We start from the raw sequence: 23,387 nt of genomic DNA, 5'->3' as shown, positions 1-23,387 counted from the left end.
TATTAATCAACGGGTTTATTATTGAGACTCAATGGTTCGCGTAAGCGCACCTACTTCAAGTAAGGGGGAGGCATCAAGTTGGTCTGCATCCATCATGGCTGCAATACGTTGCATAGATGACAACAATAGACTTTGTTCCCACTCTTCAAGGGCTGAAAACTTTTCAATAAAGTGCTCTTGTAAAGGCTGTGGCGCTTTATTCAAAATTTCTTTGCCGCGCTCGGTAAGGTATAGACTGACACGGCGCTTATCTAGTTGACTGCGAACACGCGTAACTAGCTCACGGTTTTCAATGCGGTCTAAAATATTGGTGACAGTTGCGGGACTTAAATTAACGTTTTGTGCGATGCGGCTGGCCGTAATGCCATCGGTGTGCGCGACTTCGTTCATTATAAGTAATTGTGGGCCTGTTAATCCCGATGTTTTGTTGAGTTGTTTTGAATGAAGGTCGATAGCCCTGATAACTTTACGTAACGATACCAATAGCTCGTCATACTTTTGCATAGTTGTGTCTCTTTAAAAAGGCGGTATCTGGCGACCGCAATCGCGAAATATTACACATCTAATAAATTGAGTTCAAATAAATTACACCTATATTAGCCATAGATTAAAGCTAATAATGGCATGGTTTTGATTTTTATTTAGTTAGAGCAGAAATTAAATGCTCTATTTTGTCGTTTAGATAGAGTAATTGTTGTTAACACTGAAAATGCTAATATGGGGTGACTTAGCATTTGGTTGTAAAACATTTTCATCAAATAACTAAATATTATTTACTAATTGCCACCGCTTTGGGTAAGGTGGATTTTTCTTTCATTAAATGGGACGAATTATGAAGTTATCGCCATCAGTTACGATTGAACAAAGTGACACCGGACTTGAGTTTATTAAGGTTGCGAGTGAGTTGTGTGAAGCAACTATTTTTCTGCAAGGTGCGCAAATTACTGAGTTCACGCCTGCAGGCAAAAAGCCGTTGTTGTGGGTGTCTGAGTTAGAAGACTATCAAGAAGGAAAAGGTGTACGTGGCGGTATCCCTATTTGTTGGCCATGGTTTGGTGTAAGTCAGCATGAAGGTTGGCCTGCGCATGGTGTGGCTCGTACAGGTCTTTGGCGCGCTGAAGAAGTGAAAGAACAAGAAGATTCAATCTATATCAGCCTTTCGTTACCGATGACTCAGGTTGATGATAAATATTGGCCCCACAAAACTAAGCTACTTGCTGAATTTATTTTAACGTCGAGTCTTGAGTTACGCTTAACGACCACGAACATGGATAATGAAACCATTCACTTTACTCAAGCACTACACACGTATTTCCCAACACCTGCGATTGAAGAAACCAAAGTTGATGGTTTGCAAGGGGCAAAATACATTGAGTTTGGCGAAGGCCCTTTTGAGCAGCATGACTTGGTTGCTTTTGCGCGCGAAACCGACATGGTGTACACCGAAGCAGAGGCTACACAGCGTATAATTACCCCAGACGGCATTATTGAAGTAGGTCGTGAAAACTCAACATCATGTGTGCTGTGGAATCCGTGGATTGAGAAGTCAAAACGCTTGTCGAACTTTGCCGACGATGAGTATCATGTGATGCTCTGTTTAGAAGCAGCAAATGTACTTGATGACAGTGTAGAGCTTGCGCCAGGTGCCAGCCATACGCTTGCAACGACACTTCGCTGGGTTTAATTTACCACGCTCAACGTTAGCAAGTAAGGCCAGTGACACTGGCCTTTACAAGGAATAATCGTGTTTAGTAATCAACAAATCGACACTCTGCCTCGCCACCATACTATTAAATTTCAGCCACTTGCAGATAACGCTATTTGGCATGTACAAATTAATTGGCTGCTTTTTTATATTCCACTCATGACGGTCATTGTGGCTGTTCGGTATTTTAATCAACCGTTTGCTGATGCGGTATCTGCACCTTGGTTGCTACTGCTGCCCGTGCTCGTTGTGCTTTCAATGCTGTATAACTTTTACAGTGTTCGTGTAAAAGGGATTGCATTACGTGAGCATGATATTGCTTATAAGCGTGGTTTAATTTGGCAACAAGTGACCCTGTTACCTATTTCTCGAGTTCAACATACTGAGATACATCGAGGACCCATTGAGCGGAAACTTGGCTTAGCAACACTCAGACTCTACAGTGCTGGTGGCATGAGTGCGGATCTTCATATCAGTGGTTTAACAGATAAACAATGCAATGACATTAGGCAGTTTGTACAAAGCTATGGTTATGACAATCATGCAACAGTTGATGAGCTAGTCGATGAATAACAATGATTGGCAACGCGTGTCGCCGTGGGCACTTTTATATTTTATTGTGCATTTTGCTATTCGATTTGTTAAAGATGGCTTACTAAATTTACTGCCTATTTTAGTTATTTTTGTGACTCAGGTTGAGCAAAAATGGTTTTGGGGGCAAGTCGCTGCAAGCACCGCTATTGTCATATTAGTTGTTTATGCATTTGCATATTATAGAAATTTCTCTTATCGCATCAGTAGCGAAAATGAAATCCTGTTAAACAAAGGGGTATTCAAGAAAGAGCGTTTAACACTGAAGTTTGCCAGAGTGCAAAATGTGAATATCGCTGAGCCCTTTTATTTCCAGCCCGTAAATTTGGTTAACTGTATTTTTGATGCTGCAGGCAGTAGCGCTCAAGAAGCCGTGATCCCAGGTGTAAAGCTCAGTTATGCCGAGCATGTACGCGAACAAGTGATGGCATTTAAAGCGCAGTTGCAGCAAAGTGACACGCCTGAAAAAGCGGAACATGCAGCACAACCATCAGCACAACACACACTCACGCTTAGTAACGCCGAAATAGCGAAGTTTGGTTTGATGTCGAATATGGCTATTTTAGCGTTAGCGGCGCTTGCCCCTTTTATGAATGCCATTTTTGATTACCTTGAAACCTCATTGATTGCGCGTCTAGAAGCCATGTTTAACGAGCAGGCTGCCTTTGTTGGCAGTGCGGCAGCATTGGCTGTGGTGACCGTCATTGTTGTTATCGTGCTGTGCGCTGTGTTGTTGTCGGTTACTATGGCTTTAATTAGGTTTTTTAATTTTCATTTATATTTTCAAGATAATCAGTTTAAACGTGTAGCGGGGCTCTTTGAGCGCCAGCAGTTATCAATAAGCTCAGAGAAAATACAAAGTGTACAAATTAAGCAAAATATCATTGCACGATTATTAAAGCGTTATACATTGATATGTCCACAAGTGAGCAGTGGTAATACAGCCCCAGGTGTTGCGGCGCATAAAAACAAACAAACACTGGTGATGCCCGTGTTAACCGCAGCGCATGTTCAGCAAGTGTGCCGTTGGTTGTTTCCGTGGTTTATTAATTTAAATGAGCTTAATTTTATTAAACCCGAACGGGCACTGCTGTATAAAAACACTGTGCTGTATGTATTTTTGCCGAGTGTGATTAGCGTTGTCGTTATTGATCAACTAGTTGAAACGTTATCAATGCTTTGGGGTTTATTACCTGCGAGTATATTGATGGCTGCCGTATTTTTACGTTATCAAAAAACAGGCATGGCGCTATATCGACATGAAGGCCGCTCATTTGCCGTGTTTAGAACGGGAATGATAGGGACTCAGTATCGTTTGTTTGAAATTTATAAAGCACAAAGTGCCACGACTATTAGTACATATTTAATGCGAAAATCAGGTTTAAAAAGCCTGTATATACAACTTGCATCGGGTTCTGTATCAATGCCGTATTTAAAATCAGTTGATGCAGAACAGTTAATTGATTTTGTGCTTTATGAAATAGAATCAGAGCCACGCAATTGGTTTTAAATGAAAATGATTATCAATACCGTTGATTCGGTTTCGTTTTTGGGTATACTGTCCAAAAGTGAGGGATGCAGGTATTCAGATGATTTATTTACTTCCAATTATCGCTATTTCAGGCTTAGTTGCTTTACTGTGGTACGCGCGCTTTAAAAATGAGTGTAAAGGCTTTTGTATTAGTTGCGCAATTACTTGTATCGCGTTATTGGTAACCAGTGCAATGATGCTCGCAGGCCTTGGTGCGCTCAGAAGCAGTATGATGTTTGCAGTAACTATTTTTATTATTTATCAACTTTTGGGGTTAGTAAAACCTATCAAAATCGATTAATTTCTTACATTTTTTAACTACACCCGCGCAAAAAAGCAACGCATACTAGTGTGAATATTTAAAATCAATATACCCAAGCTGGGGATCAAGGATTATGATGAAAAAAGCACTATTGAGCGTTGCGCTGCTTGTTGCAGGCGAGGCGTCTGGCCAAGAAATATGGCAAACAATTCACACTGAGCATTTTAATGTACACTTTAGCGTTGAAAACCAACAGTGGGCGCAATCGGCTGCCACAGAGCTTGAAATTGTGCGTGATAAAGTGCTTAAGCAACAGCATCGTGCTTTGGATGAAGTCGTTGATGTAGTCGTGTTTGACCCTCTGAATGCCGCAAATGGCTTTGCTCTACCTGTCTCTAATAAACCCTTGATGGCACTTTTTACCACGCCACCGCAATCCGATACGGTGATTTCTAATACCGATGGTTGGCAACAGCTATTGATCTTGCACGAATATATTCACTTGGTGCATTTAGCTCAGCCGACTCGCAGTGATTTTCGTCAAGCAATTAAAAATAGCTGGGATCTGTATGACTTAGCAGAAAAAGACATGCCACGCTGGGCCGCAGAGGGTTACGCAACATTATTAGAATCAAAAATGACAGGCCGTGGTCGAGTGTTTGACAATTTGTCTGAAGCGATTTTAATTGAGTTTGCTCAGCAAGGTGCATTGCCAGGTTATAAGCAACTAAGCAATACAAAAGGCGGCTTTTTGGCGGGGTCGATGGCGTATTTGGTCGGTTCGCGTTTTTTGGCTTGGCTTGAAGAAAACTATTCAGAACAAACGCTTGATGCTGTTTGGACACGAATGCAGGCAGTAAAAGACCGTGATTTCGATGAGGCATTTACAGGTGTATTTGCTGATTCTCCAGCCAAGTTGTATCGCCGCTTTGTTGCTGAGTATACATACAAAGCAATGGCTAAAGAGGTAAGTGAACAACCACTTACAAGTAAGCTTTGGTTGGAGCTTGATCTCTACGCATCAAATCCAGCACTTAGTCCAGACAACTCTAAACTGGCTATTGTTGAGCGTAATAAAGAGGGTGATACACGTTTAGTTATTTACAGTACAGAGCAAAATACACAGGCTGCAGAAGAATTTGCAACACAGCAAAATGCGCTTTTAAACGATGATCCTCTGGATATTGTCGATAAAGCTCCCGCAGTATTTAAGCGTGAGCAGAAGCATGTATTGCAGCAAATAAATAGACAAGGGATTAAAAATCCACAATGGCTGGATGAAAATACGCTGTTTTTTACAGCAACAACCACCGTGGGCAAAGGGTCTGTTCTTGGGATTTCTGATTTATACCGTTACGATATTACAACGGGTGAGGTCACAGCATTGACGCATCACGCGGGCTTGCGTCGTTTTAGCATTAGCGAAAATGGCGAAACTGTTTATGCAGAACAAAATCAGCATGGTTTCTCAGCGTTAGTGAAAGTAGACCTTACTCATGGTGACGTCACTCCCTTGTTTACAAAAAGCCTTGAAACTGTTTATGACTACCCCGTATTAAGCCCTGATAAGTCGCGGCTGGCCTATTTGAAAACCACATTGAATCAGAATTGGCAGTTGTATATACAAGATTTAAACACGACAAAATCATATCGTGTGCCTATGCCTGCAGGGTATCAATATGTATCGCAACCTAATTGGCAAGCTGATGGGAAAGGCCTTTATTTTGTGGCGGGTAAAAATGCAGCAGTTGATTTGTACCACTATGACTTTGATAAAAATGAACTTTATCAACTAAGCCAAGGCCAAGAAGTTATCGCTCATCCCATGGCGATGAATAATGGTGAGTTATTGTATTTATCAGTCACACCGGATGGCCCAAATATTAAGCACTTTACAGACTTAACTCAGCGCGAAAAAGTGACTGAACTTGCTGTAAACCCCACACCACCGCGTGGTGTGACCGCAAGCGAAGTACTCCCTAAAGCGGCTATTTATCAACAAGCGACAGGTCGACAAACTGACTATGATGTATTACAGCAAAAGCCGACTTTATCGTTGGGTTCTCAGTATTACTCCGCATCATCGTCAATATTAACCTTGGGTGTTAAAAGCAGTGACTTTTTAAAACAGCTTGATTTGCAAGCAGGCTACAGTATTGATTTACAAGATAGCGCATTAGAGGGGGCGTTTGCCGCTGCCAAATATTCAGCCTTTGATTTACACTTTAAAGCTTTGTTATTCGATTATCAGTTAGATACAGATAAACAGTACCACGGACACCATGCTGAAAAAATTGAAAACACGGGTATACACTTGGCAACAAGTTATCCAATGCAGTTTCAACAATTAAGTATCATTCCTTCTGTGAGTTATAACTACAGCGACTTTGTTCACGGCGATGATCAATGGTTAAAGCTGGGGCTAAAACAAAAGTGGCAATATGATAGACAAACAGTGGGGTTTTCTCAGTCAGCAAAGATAGCTTTACTGAAAGGTGATAGCAAAACGCATAATTGGCAAGGTTACGACTTTGCTACTGAGTTTGGTGCGCATGCGTTTAATATTCCTGTTTATGTTAACTTTGCTCAGCATTATCGTGACAATAATACGCTTGCGTTAGGTGGTTTTGCTTCTAACTTAATTAACAACGAGACTCAAAGTGGTTTAGTAGTGGCACCCGAATTACCGTTTATTAGCCAGCTTGGTAACCGCTATAAAGGTTATGGCGGCGGGGTTAGTTATAAAGATTCGCTCCCATGGCTTTACTATCAACAGCATCAAGTAGATAACCGAGTATATGCACAAAGCTATGGACTAAAATGGCAAGGCGAGTTTAGCTTTGGCCTAGGGCCTGCCGGGCTGAATGATGTGAATATTGACTTGGGCGTCGCCCGTGTTGAAGGCGACGACTTTGAAAACGATTTACGTGCTTGGCTTAGTTTTTACTATTCTTTATAACGGTTACTGCTTGGTATTTAAGGCGAATAGTTTGGCGTGATAGAGCGCCCGCTTTTCGTCTTCCCTTTCAAGCTCAATGGCTTTTTCGAGCCATTCTTTGCTCGATTGCTCATTGCCTTGTTGGTAGTTAATAATAGCCAACTCTAGATAGGGTTCAGACAAATAAGGTGCTAAGGCTATGGCGTCTTCGAGCTGCTTTCGGGCTTTAAAATACTGACCATTGTTGCGTGCATTTATTGCCGTTGCTAATAATTCGAACGGATCTTGCTTTGCTAGAGCAAGCTGTGAGTTGAGTTTAGTTAGAAGTACTTGGTCGTCGAGCTGTTCGGCCAGCACAGCGTAGTTATGAAGTAAATTGGTGTTTTCAATGTTGTGCTGTAATGCGGTTTGATAAATATGTTTTGCTCCCACTAAGTCACCAGCTTGACGGTGTAATACCGCTGCAAGATTATACAGTGCAGGATCGTAAGGGGTGTAATCGCCAGCTTTAAGAATATAGCTGTAACTTAAATTAAATTGTTTAGCGGCTAAAGCCTCGGCTGCTAAATTACTGTAGTAGCGACTTATTAAATCATTTAAATGGGCTTTGCCGGTATAAAAACTGCCGCGGCTCGGAAAATAATCAATAATACTTCCCGGTGTGATTAAGTAAGTCACCTCATCATCAAGTGGGGCATAGACTTTGGTCCTAAAATGACCCGATACATACACAATATTACTTTCTTTGCTGTATACCGGTTCACTCGACACTGATTGAAACCCTGTTTTTAGCCCAGCTAACTGAGCATACGCCTGAGTTAAAATAGCAAGGCTAATACAATTACCTTTCTGTTTTTGAATTGTCTCAGAGGCAGTGAGTGTTTCACTGTAATAGTTAAAATTAGTGAGTTTATTTTCTAAATAGTGATAGAGAATTTGATCATCTCTGAGATAGCCACCTTGTCTTTGTGTAAAGTAATCAAGGAATTGTTGTTGCTCGTCGATGGGCAGAGCAAATAGCTCAGTGTCTTTTAAAGTAACAGGCTGAAAAAGTGTGCTATTAAGGAGGTCTGCAACACGAGGTGGCATAACAGGTTGGTTACTTTTACTGGCACATCCGAGCAGTAACATACTGATAAGTAAGATGCAGAAGAGTTGCTTCATCATCTACCTCTAAGCTTGTTTTTTATTCAATGTACCTATGTTATTCGTTGTATTCAAGTTATGAATGCTGTCTCTAAGCTGTAAACACACTGTACGGAAATCTTGCCAAGTCCTCGCTGGCTATTTTTTCATCTTCATTGCATTTTATGAGCATCTCATTAGAATGCCGCGCTCTTTTAAATGTCTTAAAAAACAATGATTTACTTGTTGTGTATGGGCTGTTTATAAACTGCTAACGTATTAACTAAATTGTAACGAGAGAGGTCTGTTTTGGCGCACTATTTGCCGATTATTTCATGCTTTATTTTGGCGTTTAGCTTTTATCCGCTATTAAATAAAATTCGTAAAAATCGCAGTGTGTCGGGCGTGTCGTTGCTAATGATGAGCTTTGGGGTGGCACAAAGTCTATATTTCATTACCTACAATGTGTACTTTCAGCGCATTTACATGGTCTTACCGTTTATCGTGACGGGTGTGTTAAGTGGTTTAATTCTTTATTACTTCGTGCGTTACAATGCAGCGCGCCAGCAACGGTTGCAATTAACTGGGCTATTAATTGTGTCGGTGACGCCTTTTTTGTTATTGCTTAGCCCGTCACTTGATACTGCCATTGTCCTTAATTGGCTGACATATGTTGGCTTAGCGATGAGTTCTATCCGTGTTATGCCGCAAACCTACAAAACAATTAAAAGCGGTGATATTAGTAACTTAAGTGCACGTTATTTTAGTTTACAGTTTGTAGCGGGAGCCTGTGGTTTAGGCGCAGAACTGGCGATGGCTTCACCGAGTGTGTCACATGTTCTAACTTTTGTGATGATATTGCTAACTAATGCCGCCCAACTTGGTTGTATTCAATATTACAAGTCACGTCCAGCGATGGCATGATTATAACGTTGAAATAATAAAAGGCTGCCCGTTGGCAGCCTTTTGTGCTTATTAATTAAGCTTCGAGCGCTTTGCTAATTAAGCGATCGATATATTGCTTATGTGCTTTTGCAGCAGTGTCGGCACCCCATGGCGTACTGATATCAGCAATTTTGTTTAGCTGATAAAGCGCAGCAGCTTTGGCTAGGTTGTCGTGCTTGCTCGCTTTACCTAAGCCTGCAATCGCAATCAGCTGGTTCACATACTCAATTTGTAAGTTATGACTTAATGAGTTCGCTTTTTTACTATCGACAAAAATGCTGGCTGTTAGGTCATCCATGAATTGGCTTAGTGAATACTCATTACCGTACATTGCGCTGTCTGAAATACGCAGCATGACTGCAGGGTGCAACAATTGCGCAAGCACAAGCTTTTGCATGCCTAAAATCATGTTATGTGGTTTTGGATCTTCGTTCTTACCGTAATGATTAAAACCACGACGTTGCTGTTGTAAGTAGTTATATAGCGGTTGCATGCTGACTAACACATCAGGTGCAAACACATTTTTGGCCAGAATTTGCATAGCCTGTTGCTGGCGCTCTAATGGCACTGGCGTAAATGGTGCGCCATTTTTATCATCACCCACGACGTTGCGCTCAACATACACCCCACCAATTTGACGAGATACTACGCCAGCCTGTGTTCTGTAACTACCAAATAGGATGTTGGCAGAAGTAACTAGTTGCTGATATGACTCACCTTCAACCGTGGCTTTGTCTTTTAGTTCAGTAAATAGTTTATTGATTAAGGCCATACGGTCTGCGGCGTAGGCCGCTGGGTTTGATGACATATCACCAATCATGATACGTGGATCAATGTGACGTCCTGGCGCTCGCATATCATCAGCGTCGTTACCAAATGCAAGCGCATGCTCAGATGAGCGAGCAAGAATTTTTTCTAAACGTTGTTGCTCGGCATCGGCGTCTGCCAAAGCTTGACTGTAACCATATTCAATAGCCCAGTCGTCATAAGGACCTGGCTTCGTTTGGAAAATGTCGCCTTGTTGCATGCCAATTGGAGCGATATTTGCCGGCGCATAGTCCATAACAGAGCCTGTAACAATCCCTTGCGTTTTACGCTTGTCGTGTACGTCTTTTTCGTTCCACAAAATAGAAGATTTCATATTGTGGTTTAAGCCTAAGGTATGACCGACCTCATGCAAGACAAGTTGTGTTAAACCTTGGCGTAAAATTTCTTTGTCTTCGATGTTTGCACCAGTACCTAGGCCTTTTGCAAGTAACATGTTTTCTTGAATACTGTGGCCCAAAGAGCAGTGTAGTTCTGAGTCACTCATATGTTCAGTGAGTGTCGCCGCACCCTGTGTATATAGGGTGTCGTACATCCAACGGTTTTTCATGAAGACATACTCAAGCATGATGTCTGAGCCTAAGATCTCACCCGTTAATGGATTAGCAAGTGCAGGACCATAGCCACCAAATGGTGGACGTGGAGATGCGGTCCAACGTAATACGTTGTAATTTATGTCGCCTGCATCCCAGTCTGCATCGTCTGGTTGTATTTTTACTTCAATCGCATTTTTGAAACCTGCTTTTTCAAACGAGGTGTTCCATGCCAGTACCGCATCGCGGATGGTATCGCGCCACTCAACCGGTGTGGTATTTTCAATCCACCACGTAATTGGTTTTACAGGTTCAGATAAGGCTGCGGATGGATCTTTCTTTTGTAAATCCCAGCGTTTGATCACGTCTTCATAAGGGGCCCAGTCGGCAGAGGTCATATTATCGAACTGGTTAGTAAAATAACCAATTCGCGCATCATCTTGACGAGGTTGGTAGTCATTTTTAGGTAAAGCAACAAATGAGTGCTGTACTTTTATTGATACGTTACGAGGGTCGCTTATAGCGGCAGAGCCACGCACACTTGGGTTGGCGTTGCTGAATACATAATCAACAATAACATCTAGGTTATTTGCGTAAGGGCGCTGGTTAACAATACGCGATTTTTTGTCATCTAGTTTACCTAGCTTGAAGCGTTTTTTAGCGTTTTTATCGTCAGGGTTAACCCATGGAGACACTTTATGCAGTGCTTCGCTTAAAAATAGCTTATCAACGTCAAAGGCTATTTTGCCGTCTTCTTCTTTGTCTATTTTGATACTTGCGAGAACGGCTTCACTGATATTGGCATCTGCAGAGCGGGCAAGCGCTGAGTTCTCGTCAAACTTATAGCGTGGTGTTTTGCTTACAATATCAATACGATCAAAATGCTTTCTAAACTCTATGAGTTTGGTCTCTCGGTATGAGCCTCGAAAGTGGCCTGCATCTGTCACGCCATCAACGGTATGCGCAAAATACACAAACGGGGTATTAAGCTGTGACTCATTGATGACCATTAAGTTTTTACCCGTTTTGGCATCTTGGTAAAGTGTAAAAATACCGACAAATTCGGTTTTATCTTTGATCATCTCAGCCAGTGTTTCTGGCTTTTTTTCTTCTTTTTTTGCTGCAATGGCGTGGCCATTGACTGTCAATGCTAGGCTTAACGCTAGCGCAATATTTGTTATTTTCACTGTTAGAATGTCCTTAAACTATGTCATAGAGCAGTTTAATGAAATAATGTCTTGATAAAAGGTTATATGTTAACAAATGTGAAATTGTGTTTTTAACCAGCTGAAATTAAAATGGTTTTCTTTGTAACAAATTGTTTTATACGTCACTTTAATCTGAACGGTGTCATTCTATGTCTGTTTGTAACAGTTACTTACAAATGTCACATTAATGTTTCTGTCAGCTTTGGTATGATAGGACCAGTTAAAATATTAAAGGTGTAAGTTATGCGCACGAATTTATTAAAATGGACGTTACCTATTATCGCTTTATTCATTGGTATTGCTGGTTTTATGGGGATCAATGCGATTGCCCAAGAGCCACAAGATAAGGATGAAGTTGATGTGCGTCCTCTCGTGAAAGTTGAAGCTGTTTCTAGTGATGATCACCAAGTGATTATTAACAGTTACGGTGAAGTGAAACCACTTGAAAGTACCCTGATTGCATCGCAAGTTGCAGGTGAAGTGACCAGCTGGCATCTAAATTTTGTTGCGGGCGGAATCGTCGCGCGTGGTGAAGTGTTATTTACTATTGAAAAAGATAACTACGAAGCTGCTGTATTACAAGCAGAGGCTTCGCTTGCAAGTGCGCAAGCGGCATTGATTGAAGAGCAAGCACAAGCAAAGGTTGCACAGGATGAAGCAAAACGTTACCCAGAGCGTGAACGCACAGACTTATTCCTTCGTAAACCGCAAGTATTAAGTGCCCAAGCGGCTGTAAAATCAGCACAAGCTGCATTGAAACGCGCTGAGCGTGACCTTGCTCGCTGTGAAGTGAGAGCACCTTACGATGCATTGGTCATTAACCGTGAGATTGGTGTAGGTCAATACATTAACGTGGGAAGCCAAGTTGCTGAACTTAATAACATTGAAAGTGCCGAAATCATTGTTCCTATTGCTGGTTTTGATAGTGTGTTTTTACCGAAACGCCTTAAAGGTGTTAAGGCGACGATTATTAATAAAGGTTTAAACAGCTTTACACGTGAAGCGGTGATAGACCGCGATCTAGGGGTTGTTGATAATGCGACGCGTATGAGTAATTTGGTGATACGAGTGAACGATCCATATGGTCTCAAGCATGACGTACAGCCGATTAAGTTTGGTGCTTATGTGCAAGTTAGCTTCGCGGGTGAAACACTGCAAAATATTTACCGTTTACCGCAATCACTTGTTAATAATCAAACGGTTTGGGTTGTAAATGACGAGCAAAAACTTGAGCCTCGTAAAGTCACGGTAGTGCGTGAAGAAGGTGAGTTTTTCTATATCAGTGACGGCTTACAAGTTAATGATCAATTGGTGCTTACATTACCGGAATACCCGCAAGCGGGTATGGAAGTGAAAATTGCAGGCATGAAAGAAATGACGAGCGATGCAGAGAATACTGCAGCGGTTGAAAAGCTTTAAGGTGGCGCTATGACAGACGAAAACACAGAAAAACAGTCTGGCATTATTGCCTACTTTGCCAATAACTCAGTTGCTGCGAACCTCATGATGGTCTTTATCGTTATTATGGGGATTATTAGTTATTTTACGATTCAGCGTCAGATGTTCCCGAATGTCGAAATTAACTACATTGAGATACAAGCCAATTATCCGGGTGCATCACCGCAAGAAATTGAAGAAAGTATTCTGATCAAGATAGAAGAATCGTTAAAAGACATCACCGAAATCAAACGAGGTGTGTATCGTGCGTTTCGCAACAATGGACGAGCAAGTTTAGAGATTAATACCGATGCAGAACTCACGGATGTACTTGATAAAGTAAAGCTGCGTGTTGACGGTATTGCAACATTTCCTGCAGGTATGGAGCCAGTTACCATTAGTCAGGTCGAGTTTCGTCAAGACGTCATTGGTATGACCTTGGTCGGTGATATTCCGCTAACTGAGTTAAAACCGGTTGCTAATCAAATTGAAGATGAGCTACTGCAATTATCGAATGTGTCCTTGGTACAAAACGATGTGCCACTTGATGAGATTGCGATTGAAATAGACCCTGATTCGTTGCGTCAATACAACCTGACATTAAGCGATGTTGCTAATGCGGTGCGTCGTTACTCGGCTAACATTTCGGCGGGTCAATTACGCACAGATGCAGGTATTATTTCTGTGCGTGTTGAAAATCAATATTACAGCGGTGACGAATTCCGCCAAATTCCCGTTAAAATTGGTGAAAATGGTGCGAAAGTCCTGTTGCAAGATATTGCCGTAATTAAAGATCAATTTATCGAAGGTGAACGCTACTTTAAATTTAATGGCGAGAATGCGGTTTATTTATCGGTAAAAGCAACGAAAGAGCAGAACATGATCCCCGTTGCAGACTCTGTTAAAGCCTTTATAGAAAAGAAAAATAAAGAGCTGCCAGTTGGTTTGCGCCTAGAACCGCTCATGGATATGACCTACTATCTTAATGCGCGTTTAGACATGATGAAAACCAACCTGATCCAAGGGGCGATTTTGGTTGCCATTATGTTGTCGATTTTCTTACGCTTTAAGTTAGCACTGTGGGTAATGATTGGTTTACCCGTGTGTTTCTTAGGGGCGATGATGATGATGCCGCTCTTTGGGATCAGTATTAATATTGTGTCGTTATTTGCCTTCATTATGGTACTGGGGATCGTGGTCGACGATGCCATTGTCATAGGAGAAAGCGCCTACACTGAAATTGAGAAAAAAGGGGGAGGCGTTGTTAATGTGGTGAATGGTGCTAAGCGAGTTGCAACACCAGCAACCTTTGGCGTATTAACGACCATCGCGGTGTTTGCACCGTTTACATTATCAAGTGGCCCCGAAAGTGCGTTTTTCTTTGGTATCGCAGTGGTGGTTATACTGTGTTTAATATTCAGCTTAATTGAATCTAAACTGATTCTACCGGCTCACATTGCGCACACGAAGTTTCCACCTATTAACCCAAATAGCTGGCGTGCCCGTTTTAATAAGCGTTTTTTCAAATTTGTAAACGGCCCATATAAAGCATTTATCGTACGTTGTGTAGAGTGGCGCTGGTTTGTGTTGTTTTCATTCATTGGCCTATTAATTTTAACCTTTGGCTTGATTTCTTCTAATCAAGTGCGCGTAGTGCCAACACCTAAGGTACCTCATGATTTCCCACAAATTCGTTTAGAGATGAACGAAAATGCGTCGGACATTCAAACAATTGATGCGGTTCGTGAAATTGAAGCCATGGTGTTAAGAGTTGATCAGGAAACTGAGCGTGAGTTTGGCCAAAAACTGATCCGCGATATTTTGGTATTTAATCAAGGCCGAACTGAAGCACAAATTTTAGCGCCGTTGGTTGATGAAGACCTTCGTCCATATAATGCCTTTGAGCTATCACGCCGCTGGCGTGAACAAATGCCAAGCATTGCGGGGGTTAAGTCTTTACAAATTTACGATGACGTGAATGGCGGTGGCAGTGATGGCGAGTTTGGTTATCTACTTTATGGCCCAGACATTGATACCTTAAATGATGCAGGGCGTCGCTTTATTCAGTTATTACAACAGCAAAAAGGGCTGTTTGATATTAGCTCGACTATCGACCCAGCCAGTAAAGAAGTACAGCTCAGCTTAAAACCTGTGGCGTATGACTTAGGGTTAGACTTAGCAAATATTGCTAATCAAGTCGGCGCAAGCTTCTATGGTGGTGAAGCACAACGTGTTATTCGTCGTGGTGAAGAGGTGCGTGTAATGGTGCGTTACCCTAAACTCACACGTGAAGCGTTTGCCTCTTTAAAGCATGCTGTAATCACAACCCCTGCGGGTAAAGAAGTTATGCTAGGTGACGTGGTTGAACTAACCGAAAAACCGGGCATCAGCTATATTCGCCGCGAAGGCGGTTATCGTACGGTTTATATTTACGGCAGTATTGATGAAGAAGCCATTGAGCCGGGTGCCGTTGTTAAACAAGTTGAAGACACTTTATTACCACAATTAAAAGAAGAGTACCCATCAGTGAAAACTGAGTTAGGAGGCTCAATTGAAGAGCAACAAGCGCAAGCAAACGAGCAATTAATGTTCTTCATTGGCGGTATGATACTTGTGTATATTTTGCTTGCAGTCCCACTTAAGAGCTATTCACAGCCGTTGATTGTGATGTCAGTTATTCCATTTAGCTTAACAGGCGCTATATGGGGTCATTTTTGGTTTGGCCTAGACATTAGTTTAATGTCGGGCTTTGGTTTAATTGCAGCTGCTGGGGTGGTTATTAATGACTCCTTAGTAATGACAGACTTTGTAAACCAAGCGAGACGAGAAGGCATTTCAACTCGTCAAGCCGTTATCGAGGCGGGGTGTGCACGTTTTAGGGCTATAACCCTAACCTCTATTACAACGTTTGCCGGTGTGTTGCCGATCATGTTTGAAACAAGCCTACAAGCGAAGTTTGTTATTCCGATGGCGGTCGCACTGGGTTTTGCTGTGATGTTTGCAACGTTGATTACCTTAGTGCTTGTCCCTTGCTTATACATTGTGATGAGTGACGTTGGGCACGTATTCTTACGTTTCTTTCGCTCGGTGCGTGAGTTATTTCCAAGCGCTAAGCCAGTAAGAGATTAAGTTAAGATAATGTTTAAAAGCCAACCTCCGGGTTGGCTTTTTTGTATCTGCATTTGCTAGTACTTAATAGTTATATGTATGTTTTGGTTACATTCTTTTGTTTGATTTGTTTTCCGGTCGCGATTATACTCAACTCAGTTTTTGGCAAACTAACTGAAAAGTTAGGACGCAAAGTTTCCGGTCTAAGGTTTTGTTAACAAAACTATGATAGCGGGGCCGCCGATAAGCGCATATTCTTCGGGCTTTGGATCTTTTGCCTCAAACTAAAAAATGTATTTATTTTGTTCGGTTATTGTTGGATAGTACCTATTAGTTGTTCTTAGGGTGTTACTTTGTTTATGCATTCGTCATTGGCCTCTGGAAAGTGGTTACCGATTGGTTGCTTGAACCATCATACTCAGCTTTTTGTTGGGGACACGGTGGTCGTAACCTTTTATGACATGCAAGGAGAGCTAGTCGATTTATCATTCAATTACCGGATCACCAGTACGGATGAAGGTGAGCCTCATAATTGGCCACGTTTAGTTGCCGAGCATATAAACGTGCACATTCCACTGGTTGAGGCCGGAAAAATGACCGAACAAGGTTTGGTGGTTGCATACCGCTCAAACCAAATTTATGCCCTTGAAGGTTCGGGCATAACACATGCAAAAGTGGCGTTTAACTGCATCGCGAAATGTAAAGAACGCGCGGTCGATAATCCACAAGATTATGATTATGTTTACCCACAGGCATGCAGTGATTACAGTGCTGGTGTAAAAGTGCTACAGCCTAAAACAGGCCACATTTATAGGTGTAAGCCTTGGCCATTTAGTGAATTTTGTCGTGTTAAAGATTCACATAACCCGTTGTTTGAACCGGGAGTTGGCAAAAGTTGGGCCATGGCATGGCAGCAGATATCGCATTAACCGTTTTCCCCCTAAATGCTATTTTAGCATTGCTTAGCCCACTCAATTTGAGTGGGCTTTTTTATACCCATTTGTTAAGCGAATTGGCCAAGCTTCTATGGTAAACTCGGTTTAATTCGTTTTTTAATTGTGGTTTCTTTGTGTCATCAAGTTCGTATTCATTGTCATTATTAGCGCATCCGCCGGTTGCTAAAAAACAGCCTCATTCCTTAAGCACTCATCAGTTTACTCGCATCGATAATTACTATTGGATGCGCGATGATGAACGACAAAATACCGAAGTATTAACTCATTTGCATGCCGAGAATGATTATTGTGAAAAGCAGCTTGCAGGTATAAAGCCACTTCGTGAGCAGCTATTTGATGAGCTAAAAGGGCGTATTGTAAAAGACGATAATACCGTACCCGTAAAAGATGGAACGTATTGGTATCATTCAGAAGTACGTGGCGATGATGAATATGCCCGCCACTACCGCAGTAGCTCAATTGACGCCCATGATAAGCAGTTACTATTAGACGTAAACCAATTAGCCGGTGAGTTTGAGTTTTACGAGCTGGGCGAAGTGGCCATTAGTCCAAATGAGCAGTTGCTTGCTTACTCAGAGGATACTGAAGGCCGACGTGTTTATACGGTACGATTTAAACACCTTGCCACAGGTGACATGTTTACTGATGTACTCGAAAACACCGAAGGGCAAGTCGTGTGGGCAAACGACAGTAACACCGTATTTTACGTGAAAAAAGATCTGCAAACCTTGCTTGGTTTTCAGGTTTTTCGCCATGTGTTAGGCACGCCTCAGGCCGACGATGTATTGGTGTATGAAGAGCAAGATAAAAGCTTTTTTATGGGACTTGGCAAAAGCCGTGATGAAAGCCTTATTATCATTGATCTTGCGACCACAGAAACCAGTGATACATGGGTGCTTGATGCCAACAATCCATGTGGTGAATTTAGTGCGTTAACACCACGTGAAGAAGGCCATGAGTTTGATGTAGATAAGCTAGGTGATACGTTTTATATCGTGACTAACTGGCAGGCAAAAAACTTTCGTTTAATGACGGCTACGTTAAGTACAATCGCAGATAAATCACTTTGGCAAGAACACACTCCACACCGCGACAATGTGTTACTAGAAGGTGTAGAGATATTTGATGATTATTTAATTTTAACTGAGCGAGAGCTAGGACAAACACGATTTGTTGTGGTGAATAAGCACGGTGAGCGACTCACTTTAGAGTTTGATGATCCCTGTTATTACGCTGCAATTGCAATGAATCCAGAACCCAACGTACGCTCTGCGCGTATTTATTATTCGAGTCTGACGACACCGGGATCACTGTATGATGTTGATTTAAATACAGGGCAAAAAACCTTATTAAAACAACAACAAGTGTTGGGTGAGTTTAAACCAGAAAAGTACCGTTCAGAACGTATCATGGTGACGGCAAGAGATGGCGAACAGGTACCTGTATCACTGGTTTACCGCATCGATAAGTTTAAAAAAGACGGCACAAATCCATTGCTGCAATATGGGTATGGTGCGTATGGCATTACTATCGATCCGAGCTTTTCTAGTAGCTCATTGAGCTTACTCGATCGTGGCTTCGTGTATGCGATTGCTCATATTCGCGGTGGTGAAATGCTGGGGCGTAGTTGGTACGAACAAGGCAAAAAACAGCATAAGCAAAATAGCTTTAATGACTTTATCGATATTACGCGAGCGTTAACCAAGCAAGGGTACGCACACCCTGCAAAAGTCTGTGCGTCGGGTGGCAGTGCTGGAGGTCTATTAATGGGCGCCGTCGTTAACCAAGCACCCGAGCTTTATTTAGGCATTGGCTGTCATGTGCCATTTTTAGATGTTTTGACGACCATGTTAGATGAAAGCATTCCGCTTACGACTAACGAGTATGATGAGTGGGGAAACCCGAACGACCCCGCGTATTATGATGTGATTCAGGCCTATTCTCCGTATGACAATATTAAGGCGCAAGCGTACCCTAATATTTTAGTGACGACGGGCTTTCATGATTCACAAGTACAGTATTGGGAGCCCATGAAATGGGTGGCTAAACTTCGCGAGATGAAAACAGATGACAACATTCTTGTCTTTAAAACAGATATGGATGCAGGTCATGGTGGTGCGTCGGGTCGTTTTAAAAGCCTTGAAGAAAAGGCACTCGAAATCGCATTTTTTATTGCTTTATTATCGAATTAAAGCTTAGATAACACCTATAAGTGCAAAACTTAAGTTGTATTTTAAGGGGTGAGCATGTTTAAAGCCCACGGTGATTGGTGTTACTTTATTGAACCGCCAGTGATTTATGTGGAAATAAGTGGCAGTTTTAATAAAGAAGCTGTTGCTTCGTTTAGTGTTGAAGTTGCTCAAGAAATAATGAAATACCCTGAGCACTCAATTCAGTATGCTGTTGTTAATTTAGCGCAATTTGAATTAGCAACGGCAGATAGTATTGAAACCGCGAAGGCGTATTTTCAAGCTATAAAAGCACGTGGTTACAAACGCGTTGACTATATCAAAGCAAATATAATTGCGCGCAATTTACTCGAGACAATATGGTCGGGTGTCGATATGGATATTAACTTTCATCACAATGCTGATAGCTTTTTTGAAGACAGGCCAGAATACAGTCATCTGAGAAAGTGGTTAAAATAAAAAAGCCCTCATAGAGGGCTTTTCAAGTGATGTAGAGTAAGGGCCTAGCCTAAGTAAGCTTTTAACATCCAAACAAGTTTTTCTTGTTCTTTAATGTAATCACTCATTAGTGATGCAGTCCCTTCGTCATCAGCATCGCCAGCTTCTGTTAAAATTTCGCGCTGCATTTGAATAAGTGTGCTGTAACCTGCTAATAGGTTTTCAACGGCTGCGGTGCCTTCAGTAATGTTCTTCGCTTCATTAATCTTACTTGCTTCGAGGTATTCTGAAAACGCATGAACAGGTGCGCCACCAAGTGTCAAAATACGCTCTGCAATTTCATCTACTTTTTCAAGAAGTAGGTTATAAATTTCTTCAAATTTAAGGTGTAATTCAAAAAAGTTACGACCTTTAATATTCCAATGAAAGCCACGTGCATTCATATATTGAATTTGGTAGCAGCTTAATAAAGTATTGAGAGATTTTACGATATCTTCACTTTTTGCGCTGTTTAAACCAATTGCATTTACCTGTGACATAGATTAGCTCCTTAAAAATAATCGTGAATAGGTTACTTGCTAGTGCGTGATATCAAGTATTGGCCATTTTTATTAATCTGTAAAATGGTTTAATTCGAACAGGGTGATAGGTTTTAGCTATCAATGCGCATTTTGAATCAGTCGTCCACTATCAGCATAACCTCGAAGTACTCTTTTATAAACTTGGGGCAAATGACGCAAAAAACCACCATAAAAAGTGATTATTTTTTAATGAAGGTCAAAATATGATCTAAAACAAGTTTTGCTTTAGCTAATATACACGCCGATTTAGAACTTGATTTAGGTCAAAAAATCAACGCAGCAGAAGCGCATAATACCTTTACCGCATTTAGCTAGGAGAACAAAAATGGACGGTAAAACAGTAAAAGAAAACAAAGCAGAAATAGTGGTTGTTGTTATTGCATTACTTGCGTTTGTAATCGGTTTAGTTGGTCATCTTGCAGGGGCAAGCTTTGCTAATTTTGACACCTTTGGTTATATCGCTGCGCCGGTGCCGCTGATTCTGGGGATTATTGTATTAATTTCTTACAAAGTTGCCGCAAGTGCTGAGAAATAAAATACAGCTAACGTTGATTGATAAGCTTAATAATGTAATCCATGACTTGGCGTGAGTAGATCATACTGGTGTGACTTAAATGAAACACCTTGTGCTCTGCCATGCCATTGAGTTTGGTTTCATCTATAAGCACTGTGCCATCGGAAGCACTGCCTTTAGCAATGAGCGGCATTAATCCAATGGGTAAGTCGCCTGCAATACTATAAAGCTTGGCATTAAACGGCCAGTCGCCATTTTCAGACAACAAAAACTCGACACTATTTTTAAGTAACATATCGAAGCCTTTTTGCTGCATTTGCTTAGCAATATGGCTGCCTTTATGAGGCGTGCCTAAGGTAATGACTTTTTCAACATGTTTGCTTTGTAGAGAGTTTGCTTCAAGGTAGGCTCGGGCGACTAAACCGCCCATTGAATGACACACCATTGCTGTGGGTTTGCCATTAATAAAGCGGTCAATCTTGTCAAAAATAGCCGTTCTATTTGGCGACAGCGTATTGTAGGTCAAATTGAGTATATTAAGCCCTGATTTTTCAAGACGTGCGCACAGAGGGCGCATTACAAAGCCCGACATATAAAGTCCGTGTAATACTACAACCTGCCTAATTGCCATCGCATTCCTTACATGAGTTGCTGAGGTTTAATTTCGATATTTGCTGTGTCTGAGCTAACCCATACCTCACCGTCTTGAATCGTAATCGTAAGCTTAATATTACGGTCAGCCAGTGCGGCTAATGCTTGAGTCGCAGCATAATCGAGGCTAAAAATACTTAAGTTTTTAAAATCATACAACTTAGGTTGATGCTTTTGCCACCAAATAGTTTGGTTATTTTCGCCGTAAGTATACAAAATAACCTGTTTAGCTTTGTTACAGGCTTTTTTCAAACGCTTTTCATCAGGTAGACCAAGCTCAATCCATAACTCAATTTCTTCGCTGTAGTTTATGTGCCAAAGCTCAGGTTCATCATCAGCACACAAGCCTTTGGTAAACTCCAACCCTTCACGGGCATTAAGTGCAAATGCCAGCAAGCGGATCATCAGTCGCTGCTCGGTCTCTGATGGGTGCTGAGCAAGGGTTAGATTGAAATCTTGATACAGGTGTCGGTCCATATCGCTCAGCGATATGTGTGCTTTTATAATGGTTGATTTAAGAGCCATAACTGCTTACTTGAAAAAATTTGCGTCATTATAGCGCAATTAACTGCTGAGCCAGTTAAAATACCGTGAAATTATCTTGTAGGAGTAAAACATGGCAATCCAGTGGTTCCCGGGTCACATGAACAAAGCCCGTAACGAAATTAAAGAAATCATGCCACAAATGGATGTGATCATTGAGGTGCTTGATGCCCGTATTCCTTATAGTAGTGAAAACCCGATGGTTACAGCGCTTCGCGGTGATAAACCCGTTATAAAAATCATGAATAAAGCTGACCTTGCTGATCCTAAACTCACGCAAGCGTGGAAAGACTACTTTGAACAACAAAGCGGTGTTAAAGCAATTGATTTTGGGAATGATAAAGCGGGTGAAGTGCATCGTATTAATGAGCTTTGTAAAAAGTTAGTGCCGCATAAAGTGGGTGCAGATAAGCAAATAAAAGCTATGATAATGGGTATTCCAAACGTAGGTAAATCAACGTTAATCAATACCTTAGCTGGCCGAATTGTTGCAAAAACGGGTAATGAGCCTGCTGTAACCAAAGCCCAGCAACGCATTAAACTTGATGATGGCATTATGTTGTACGACACGCCAGGCATGTTGTGGCCAAAAGTAGAAAACGAAAACTCAGGTTATCGTTTAGGTGCAACAGGTGCGATTCGTGATACCGCGATTGATTATGAGGAAGTGGCAAGCTACACGGCGGAGTATTTATTGCACGCATACCCTGAGCTTTTAAAAAGCCGTTATAAGATTGACGAATTACCTGAGTCTGACTGGGAATTTGTTGAAATGGCCGGTAAAAAGCGTGGCTGTATCCGTGGTGGTAATCAAATTGATACCTATAAAATGTCAGAAATTCTGATAAATGAATTACGTGATGGCATTATTGGTCGAATTACCATGGAAACCCCCGCAATGCGTGAAGAAGAAGAGCGCATGGTGGCAGAGCTTCGCGCTGCGGCAGAAGCTAAAAAAGCAGCAAAAGAAGAAGAGAAAAAACAGCGCCGAGCGCGTGCTCGTAAAAACCGCCGTTAATCACACTTTATTTGCAGACATAAAAAAAGCCCGTAAGGGCTTTTTTAGTTTCATATCTACCGTCACCGATATGAGCAATGTAGCAAGTAAAATAAGTAGGGCGATCGCCTGTTGCCAACATCAAGGGGCGCTGCGGTTAGCAACAAGTGATCTTAGCTTTATCGTGGGCCACACGTGTTTCAGGGTCGAGAAACAAATCAGTTTATTCCGATAACAATTCGCCAAAATACGTAATTAAGCGAACAGCTATTACAATCCGTAATGCTTTTTCCGTCTTGTTGATATTGAT

Annotated in this window: 19 protein-coding genes and 1 riboswitch; of the genes, 13 read left to right on the top strand and 6 right to left on the bottom strand. The window is 41.6% G+C overall.

What is annotated here, in order from left to right; genetic code table 11:
* Nucleotides 1-18: 18 nt before the first annotated feature.
* A complete protein-coding gene (locus D0907_RS16135; protein WP_036973598.1) occupies nt 19-504 on the bottom strand; it encodes a MarR family winged helix-turn-helix transcriptional regulator in 486 nt (161 codons plus the stop codon).
* A gap of 328 nt (nt 505-832) precedes the next feature.
* Here D0907_RS16135 and D0907_RS16130 point away from each other — a divergent pair, with 328 nt between their 5' ends.
* The 5 genes from D0907_RS16130 (at nt 833) to D0907_RS16110 (ending at nt 7,048) form a co-directional block, all read left to right on the top strand.
* Nucleotides 833-1,684, top strand: coding sequence for a D-hexose-6-phosphate mutarotase (locus D0907_RS16130; protein WP_118844755.1), 852 nt, complete (start codon nt 833-835; stop codon nt 1,682-1,684).
* A 60-nt stretch (nt 1,685-1,744) separates the two neighbouring features.
* On the top strand, nt 1,745-2,278 hold the full coding sequence (locus tag D0907_RS16125) for a PH domain-containing protein (protein WP_065979478.1): 534 nt from the start codon (nt 1,745-1,747) through the stop codon (nt 2,276-2,278).
* Nucleotides 2,271-3,806 (top strand): PH domain-containing protein, encoded by a 1,536-nt coding sequence (locus D0907_RS16120; RefSeq protein WP_118844754.1) that lies wholly within the window; start codon nt 2,271-2,273, stop codon nt 3,804-3,806. Before D0907_RS16125 ends, D0907_RS16120 begins: the two co-directional genes overlap by 8 nt.
* Nucleotides 3,807-3,885: 79 nt before the next feature.
* Nucleotides 3,886-4,128: a hypothetical protein gene (locus tag D0907_RS16115; protein ID WP_036973594.1), complete on the top strand. Its 243-nt coding sequence runs from the start codon at nt 3,886-3,888 to the stop codon at nt 4,126-4,128.
* Nucleotides 4,129-4,225: 97 nt separating this feature from the next.
* A complete protein-coding gene (locus D0907_RS16110) occupies nt 4,226-7,048 on the top strand; it encodes a TolB family protein (protein WP_075594249.1) in 2,823 nt (940 codons plus the stop codon).
* 3 nt (nt 7,049-7,051) lie between these two features.
* On the opposite strand, the gene D0907_RS16105 is transcribed toward D0907_RS16110, so the two are convergent.
* Nucleotides 7,052-8,194: a tetratricopeptide repeat protein gene (locus tag D0907_RS16105; protein ID WP_231387293.1), complete on the bottom strand. Its 1,143-nt coding sequence runs from the start codon at nt 8,192-8,194 to the stop codon at nt 7,052-7,054.
* A gap of 267 nt (nt 8,195-8,461) precedes the next feature.
* Between D0907_RS16105 and D0907_RS16100 the strand changes: the two genes are divergently transcribed.
* Nucleotides 8,462-9,076, top strand: a complete 615-nt coding sequence (locus tag D0907_RS16100; protein ID WP_118844752.1) for a hypothetical protein — start codon at nt 8,462-8,464, stop codon at nt 9,074-9,076.
* 55 nt (nt 9,077-9,131) lie between these two features.
* Here the strand turns inward: D0907_RS16100 and D0907_RS16095 are convergent, their stop codons facing one another.
* Nucleotides 9,132-11,642: a zinc-dependent metalloprotease gene (locus D0907_RS16095; protein WP_118844751.1), complete on the bottom strand. Its 2,511-nt coding sequence runs from the start codon at nt 11,640-11,642 to the stop codon at nt 9,132-9,134.
* 264 nt (nt 11,643-11,906) lie between these two features.
* On the opposite strand from D0907_RS16095, the gene D0907_RS16090 reads away from it, so the two are divergent.
* From D0907_RS16090 to D0907_RS16070, 5 genes are all read left to right on the top strand, one after another.
* The gene (locus D0907_RS16090) at nt 11,907-13,082 is read left to right on the top strand and encodes an efflux RND transporter periplasmic adaptor subunit (RefSeq protein WP_118844750.1); all 1,176 of its coding nucleotides are present in this window, start codon (nt 11,907-11,909) and stop codon (nt 13,080-13,082) included.
* A gap of 9 nt (nt 13,083-13,091) precedes the next feature.
* On the top strand, nt 13,092-16,229 hold the full coding sequence (locus tag D0907_RS16085) for an efflux RND transporter permease subunit (protein ID WP_036973587.1): 3,138 nt from the start codon (nt 13,092-13,094) through the stop codon (nt 16,227-16,229).
* Nucleotides 16,230-16,362: 133 nt separating this feature from the next.
* Nucleotides 16,363-16,453, top strand: a riboswitch (cyclic di-GMP riboswitch).
* Nucleotides 16,454-16,567: 114 nt separating this feature from the next.
* Nucleotides 16,568-17,137 (top strand): chitin-binding protein, encoded by a 570-nt coding sequence (locus D0907_RS16080; RefSeq protein ID WP_065979472.1) that lies wholly within the window; start codon nt 16,568-16,570, stop codon nt 17,135-17,137.
* A 140-nt stretch (nt 17,138-17,277) separates the two neighbouring features.
* Entirely contained in the window at nt 17,278-19,356 is a 2,079-nt protein-coding gene (locus D0907_RS16075; RefSeq protein WP_036973585.1) for a S9 family peptidase, read from the top strand.
* A gap of 54 nt (nt 19,357-19,410) precedes the next feature.
* The gene (locus D0907_RS16070) at nt 19,411-19,812 is read left to right on the top strand and encodes a hypothetical protein (protein WP_036973584.1); all 402 of its coding nucleotides are present in this window, start codon (nt 19,411-19,413) and stop codon (nt 19,810-19,812) included.
* Between the two features lie 44 nt (nt 19,813-19,856).
* Here D0907_RS16070 and D0907_RS16065 read toward each other — a convergent pair whose 3' ends face one another.
* Complete coding sequence (locus D0907_RS16065) at nt 19,857-20,330, bottom strand: Dps family protein (protein ID WP_065979471.1); 474 nt, start codon at nt 20,328-20,330, stop codon at nt 19,857-19,859.
* A gap of 367 nt (nt 20,331-20,697) precedes the next feature.
* Here D0907_RS16065 and D0907_RS16060 point away from each other — a divergent pair, with 367 nt between their 5' ends.
* Nucleotides 20,698-20,907: a hypothetical protein gene (locus tag D0907_RS16060; protein ID WP_036973582.1), complete on the top strand. Its 210-nt coding sequence runs from the start codon at nt 20,698-20,700 to the stop codon at nt 20,905-20,907.
* 7 nt (nt 20,908-20,914) lie between these two features.
* Here D0907_RS16060 and D0907_RS16055 read toward each other — a convergent pair whose 3' ends face one another.
* Both D0907_RS16055 and D0907_RS16050 read right to left on the bottom strand, forming a co-directional pair.
* Nucleotides 20,915-21,517 carry a PGAP1-like alpha/beta domain-containing protein gene (locus D0907_RS16055; RefSeq protein ID WP_065979470.1) on the bottom strand — a complete coding sequence of 201 codons (603 nt, stop codon included), beginning with the start codon at nt 21,515-21,517 and terminating at the stop codon, nt 20,915-20,917.
* Between the two features lie 8 nt (nt 21,518-21,525).
* Complete coding sequence (locus D0907_RS16050; protein WP_036973580.1) at nt 21,526-22,062, bottom strand: YaeQ family protein; 537 nt, start codon at nt 22,060-22,062, stop codon at nt 21,526-21,528.
* Nucleotides 22,063-22,153: 91 nt separating this feature from the next.
* On the opposite strand from D0907_RS16050, the gene ylqF reads away from it, so the two are divergent.
* Entirely contained in the window at nt 22,154-23,098 is a 945-nt protein-coding gene (gene ylqF / locus D0907_RS16045; protein WP_065979469.1) for a ribosome biogenesis GTPase YlqF, read from the top strand.
* Nucleotides 23,099-23,387 lie beyond the last annotated feature (289 nt).

The organism is Pseudoalteromonas lipolytica, from assembly GCF_003515105.1.
GTDB lineage: Bacteria > Pseudomonadota > Gammaproteobacteria > Enterobacterales > Alteromonadaceae > Pseudoalteromonas > Pseudoalteromonas lipolytica.
Note: the sequence above shows the minus strand (reverse complement) of the source record. Positions and strands in the feature narration are given on the sequence as shown.

Bases quoted from the DNA above. Each gene is read 5' to 3' on its own strand.
- D0907_RS16130 (WP_118844755.1), top strand. From the start codon at position 833: ATGAAGTTATCGCCATCAGTTACGATTGAACAAAGTGACACCGGACTT.
- D0907_RS16050 (WP_036973580.1), bottom strand. From the start codon at position 22,062: ATGGCTCTTAAATCAACCATTATAAAAGCACACATATCGCTGAGCGAT.
- D0907_RS16105 (WP_231387293.1), bottom strand. From the start codon at position 8,194: ATGATGAAGCAACTCTTCTGCATCTTACTTATCAGTATGTTACTGCTC.
- D0907_RS16120 (WP_118844754.1), top strand. From the start codon at position 2,271: ATGAATAACAATGATTGGCAACGCGTGTCGCCGTGGGCACTTTTATAT.
- ylqF (WP_065979469.1), top strand. From the start codon at position 22,154: ATGGCAATCCAGTGGTTCCCGGGTCACATGAACAAAGCCCGTAACGAA.
- D0907_RS16085 (WP_036973587.1), top strand. From the start codon at position 13,092: ATGACAGACGAAAACACAGAAAAACAGTCTGGCATTATTGCCTACTTT.
- D0907_RS16070 (WP_036973584.1), top strand. From the start codon at position 19,411: ATGTTTAAAGCCCACGGTGATTGGTGTTACTTTATTGAACCGCCAGTG.
- D0907_RS16135 (WP_036973598.1), bottom strand. From the start codon at position 504: ATGCAAAAGTATGACGAGCTATTGGTATCGTTACGTAAAGTTATCAGG.
- D0907_RS16055 (WP_065979470.1), bottom strand. From the start codon at position 21,517: ATGGCAATTAGGCAGGTTGTAGTATTACACGGACTTTATATGTCGGGC.
- D0907_RS16115 (WP_036973594.1), top strand. From the start codon at position 3,886: ATGATTTATTTACTTCCAATTATCGCTATTTCAGGCTTAGTTGCTTTA.
- D0907_RS16060 (WP_036973582.1), top strand. From the start codon at position 20,698: ATGGACGGTAAAACAGTAAAAGAAAACAAAGCAGAAATAGTGGTTGTT.
- D0907_RS16065 (WP_065979471.1), bottom strand. From the start codon at position 20,330: ATGTCACAGGTAAATGCAATTGGTTTAAACAGCGCAAAAAGTGAAGAT.
- D0907_RS16090 (WP_118844750.1), top strand. From the start codon at position 11,907: ATGCGCACGAATTTATTAAAATGGACGTTACCTATTATCGCTTTATTC.
- D0907_RS16080 (WP_065979472.1), top strand. From the start codon at position 16,568: ATGCATTCGTCATTGGCCTCTGGAAAGTGGTTACCGATTGGTTGCTTG.
- D0907_RS16110 (WP_075594249.1), top strand. From the start codon at position 4,226: ATGAAAAAAGCACTATTGAGCGTTGCGCTGCTTGTTGCAGGCGAGGCG.